This window comes from Atribacteraceae bacterium, assembly GCA_035477455.1.
In the GTDB taxonomy this organism is placed as follows: domain Bacteria; phylum Atribacterota; class Atribacteria; order Atribacterales; family Atribacteraceae; genus DATIKP01.
The window spans coordinates 1-4,161 of the sequence record DATIKP010000049.1 but is presented as its reverse complement, the minus strand read 5'-3'; the positions used below and the strand labels follow the sequence as shown (position 1 = coordinate 4,161).

Genomic DNA, 4,161 nt, shown 5'->3' with positions numbered 1-4,161 from the left:
CGGTCCGTATCAATCAAATCGCACGGGTCTTGACCACCGGACGACCGGAAATCGGTTTCTTCGTCGAAAGCGCACCGTCGCAACTCCAGGAAATCTGGAAAAAAGCTGACCTGATCATATCGAAAGGACAAGGGAACTTCGAAACCCTAAGCGACAGACCGGAAACCATCTTTTTTTTTCTGAAGGCCAAATGTTTGCCGGTAGCCAGGGCACTGGGAGTCAACCAGGGGGCGTTGATCCTGAAAAAAAACCGGGGTTGAGTGGATGATTCTTGTCCTTCAAAATGCGTAGCGCTTTACCGGCTTCGTAAGCGATCGGCGATCAAATGCCTTCTTGAGTCGTTAATATCTTATCCTGCCTTAAACTGGCCGATTCCCGTTTTCCAGCCGCCAATCATCGTAAAGCTTGACCTATATATTCCCCGGGCTCATTTTAATTTCATATCTGACCCTCCTCCCGCTTTCTGATAAACGCTATCGATTGTTACCTGAATGTCACGTTGTTTCAATTCATGATCGATGCTCCTCCCGCTTTCTGATAAACGCTATCGATTGTTACGCCATAAAATCCCTTTCATATTTGACAATTCGGTGATTCACGCTATAAACTTGTGATCAGAATACGAAACATACCTTATTAAGGATGGCACAAACCCGGGCATGCTTCTTCAAATAAGGTTTTTCCAATCGTCCTTTAGGATATGAGATAAAACGTAAGGGTCCCTTAACCATATGAGTATATTGGAAGGAATACCTGTCAGGGCTGCAGGAGGGGTACTGGTCAAAAAAGACGCCGGAGAATGGAAGGTATTATTGATTCAAAAAAGACAGTCAAGACTATGGATGCTTCCTAAAGGACATCTCAAGGAGGGCGAAACGTCCGCCGAGGCCTCGCAACGGGAGGTTGCCGAAGAAACCGGCTTCGCAGTCACCCTGGGACCATTGATCGGAGCTATTTCCTTCTCGTATACCCGGAACCTGCAGCGTTTCCACGAGACTGTGGATTTTTATCTCATGACCACCGAGTATGCCCGGGATTGGTGGGATGAAGACGAGATCCTGCAAAGCAAATGGTTTTCTTTCGAAGAAGCGCAAAACACCCTTGCTTTTCCCGATGAGAGTGGCATACTTCGGGAAGGCAGGCAGCTGCTGGAAGGATTGTAAATATTTGGATCATGATCTGATAGTGCTCTTTCCCGGTGTTGTGTGTAAGTTTCGTGTGGCGCCCGAGAACGCATGGTTTATTACGAGGGCTTCACCAGGAGGGAAGGGAGGGTGATAGGTTGTCGGGGGAAGAGTAGGAATATCGAAGCAGCAGAGCATAGTGAACCAAGGAGGTAGACCGATGGAGCTTTTGAAGATCTCGTCTAAAACCAGACCAGCAGCTCTTGCGGGAGCCTTAGCAGGAGTTATACGAGAAAACGGAAAAGCGGAAATGCAAGCAGTGGGTGCCGGAGCGGTGAACCAAGCAGTTAAGGCCATTGCTATCGCGCGTGGATACCTTGCACCCAGTGGAATCGATTTAGTGTGCATTCCGGCATTTGTCGATGTTCGCATCGATGATATCGAAAAAACAGCTATCAGGTTTATTGTTATACCAGGTTGAAACAATCTAATCCAAGAAAGGGAGGCAGAGAAAAACATGAACAAACGGGATTTGGTGGACGCAGTGGCTGAAGAATTGAAAAAAAATGGGATGGAAATCACTAAGAAAGACACGGCAATGGTTATCGATATTCTTTTTGATATTGTGCAGGAAGAATTGAAGAAAGAAGATGGGAAAATTCAGTTGGTTGGGTTTGGAACGTTTGGGGTGAAAACCAGGGCCGGCCGGAGGGGAAGGAATCCTCAGACAGGTAAAGAGGTGCAAATTCCTGCGAGCAGAGTACCATTTTTCCGTCCCGGTAAAGTCTTGAAGGAAATGGTGAAATAATCTTTCAACTGGTTTGAGTATCACTCGACAAAGAAGGGGTCCGACCCCTTCTTTTTTTGACCCGTAGAGCACTTTTGGGATGAGTCAGCGAATGAAAGGAACCGTACACATGCTCTGCGACTATCATATTCACAGCCGCATGTGCGGAGATGCGGTTGGTTCATTCGAGGAATATATCCAATGTGCCCTGGAACGGGGTGTGTCCGAAATCGGTTTTTCCGGACATTGCCCCCAGTATTATTATCCTCCGGGGAAGCGGACCAATATGTGCTCCATACCTGACCATGCAGTCGGTCATTATCTCCAGGAACTCGAGCTACTTCGGGAGAACTATCAGAAGATAATTACCGTTCGTATTGGATTGGAAATCGATTATATTCCCGGCAAAGAAAAGCTCTTACGTCCCATCATTGATCTCTATGAATGGGACTACCTGTTGTTGTCTGTCCATTTCCTCGGTGATTGGCCTTTCGATGATCCAGCATACCTCCCGATCTTTCACAATCAGAATATCGCCGAAATCTATCGGTACTACTATCGGATTCTTATTCAGGGGATGCTGACCGGATGGTTCGATATCGTGGCCCACTTCGATCTCCCCAAAAAATTCGGTCACCGCCTGGCCGAGCCGATTTGCGAAGAGGAAGAGGCTTTGAAGGTCTGCCTGGAAAAGGGATTAACTCTGGAAATGAATACCGCCGGTTTCCGTAAGCCGGTTGGTGAAGCTTATCCATCGCGGGCGATCCTCAGGAAGGCATCTGGACTTGGCATCCCAATCTGCTTGGGTTCCGATGCCCATCGACCTGGTGAAGTGAGCCAGGATTTCGACCAGGCGCTGGTCATCCTGCGGGAAGCGGGATTCCGGGAACTCGCCGGGTTTCATAAAAGAGAGCTATTTCGCTATCCCATACCGGACGGCATTCACCTTTGAAGATGATCATGACCATGCTTGGTCTGGTTGTCATGGTTCCCCTCCTGTATTCCCGGTTTGCAGGTACGCATCCGGAATCTTTTTTTATCCGAAATTTTATATGGATTTATCTGGTTTCCCTTTTGGCGGTCTTCCTAATGCATATCTACAGACTGGGGAAATGAAAAACCGGTTATTAGGTCGTTGGCCAATAGCCGTTAAGGTAAATAAAAAGCGCAAATTATTCGGTATTCCTCAAACCCATTGGCCTAAAAGACCGTCCCACATCACCCCTCTCACAGCTGGACGGCCTCAATCATCCGTTTTTTACCTGAGTTTACCTGTTATCCCTGAACCGAATCAGGACAGGACCTGGACATCCCGGGCTCAAACAGCCCACTGCCGGCCCAAACGGGACCGAAAGCGGCCAGATTCATTCAGTTCATCCTCCGGTGCTCCCCCGAACCGGGGTTCAGGAGACACTTCTCCCCCCCCCGGCAGGGAGGTTAGGTCGAGCCTTCCCGAGCCAAGGCCTGGTCCGGACCGGCCTGGTTGGCCAGGTACCGGGCCATGGTCTGGAAATTGTGGATGACCGCATGAGCCATCAACTAGAAACCGGTTTTCTGCTTCCCATAGTAGCGGATCTTCCTGGCTCCGTGCCGGGTCAGTTTGGCGATCACCCGTTCCACCCGGGCGCGCCATCGGTACTCTTCCTTGAATTGAGGGCCTGCCGGGCGGCTTGCAGCAGTGCCTCCTCTGGGGATGGATGATGATCCGGCCCTGGGAGGAGGTGGGGCACTGAGTCCGGAGGGCACACCGGGCACAGGCGGTTTCCGGAAAAAAATGAGGGCCGGCCGTCTGAAGGGGAATGGTCTCCCCCCCCCGGACGGGTGATGGTCTGTTGGGGCAGGTCGATCCCCTCCTCCCCGGCGGTCCGGAGCACCAGGCGCATGGCCAGGATGATCAGGGTAGAGGTGTCCCGGCGGGAGGGGGCCCCGGTAACCATGAAGGAGTCCACCAGCTCCGAGCCGTCTTCCCTGAACAGCCCGGCGCTGAGGGCCTGCTGCAGGGTGCGCTTCAGGTACTCCCGAATGGTCGGTCGGCCATGAACCGCTCTGGTGGCGGCGGTGCAGGGTGGAGCGGGTCAGGTGTACCGGGGACGGCGACTGAGCCCCAGGGCGTACTTGACCCGGCCATCGAACAGGGCCGCTTCGGGCATCTTCCGGTAGCTCCAACTCTGCTGGAGCATGATCAGGAGGGACACAAAGGTCAACCGGGGGGAGGGAGGTCCGGCCGGTGGTGGTGGAGAACAGATGGGC

At 51.7% G+C, this 4,161-nt stretch carries 6 protein-coding genes; 5 read left to right on the top strand and 1 reads right to left on the bottom strand.

The annotated features are described in order from the left end of the window. From VLH40_02825 to VLH40_02805, 5 genes are all read left to right on the top strand, one after another. On the top strand, positions 1-260 hold a 260-nt coding region (locus VLH40_02825; GenBank protein HSV30943.1), incomplete at its 5' end, for an ARMT1-like domain-containing protein. A gap of 471 nt (positions 261-731) precedes the next feature. Further along, positions 732-1,163, top strand: coding sequence for an NUDIX hydrolase (locus VLH40_02820; GenBank protein ID HSV30942.1), 432 nt, complete (start codon positions 732-734; stop codon positions 1,161-1,163). Positions 1,164-1,344: 181 nt separating this feature from the next. Further along, positions 1,345-1,605 (top strand): stage V sporulation protein S, encoded by a 261-nt coding sequence (locus VLH40_02815; protein HSV30941.1) that lies wholly within the window; start codon positions 1,345-1,347, stop codon positions 1,603-1,605. A gap of 36 nt (positions 1,606-1,641) precedes the next feature. Next, positions 1,642-1,932 carry an HU family DNA-binding protein gene (locus VLH40_02810; protein ID HSV30940.1) on the top strand — a complete coding sequence of 97 codons (291 nt, stop codon included), beginning with the start codon at positions 1,642-1,644 and terminating at the stop codon, positions 1,930-1,932. Between the two features lie 91 nt (positions 1,933-2,023). Beyond that, positions 2,024-2,863 carry a histidinol-phosphatase HisJ family protein gene (locus VLH40_02805; GenBank protein ID HSV30939.1) on the top strand — a complete coding sequence of 280 codons (840 nt, stop codon included), beginning with the start codon at positions 2,024-2,026 and terminating at the stop codon, positions 2,861-2,863. Positions 2,864-3,518: 655 nt separating this feature from the next. Here VLH40_02805 and VLH40_02800 read toward each other — a convergent pair. Continuing rightward, a complete protein-coding gene (locus tag VLH40_02800) occupies positions 3,519-3,848 on the bottom strand; it encodes a hypothetical protein (protein HSV30938.1) in 330 nt (109 codons plus the stop codon). Positions 3,849-4,161: the final 313 nt, after the last annotated feature.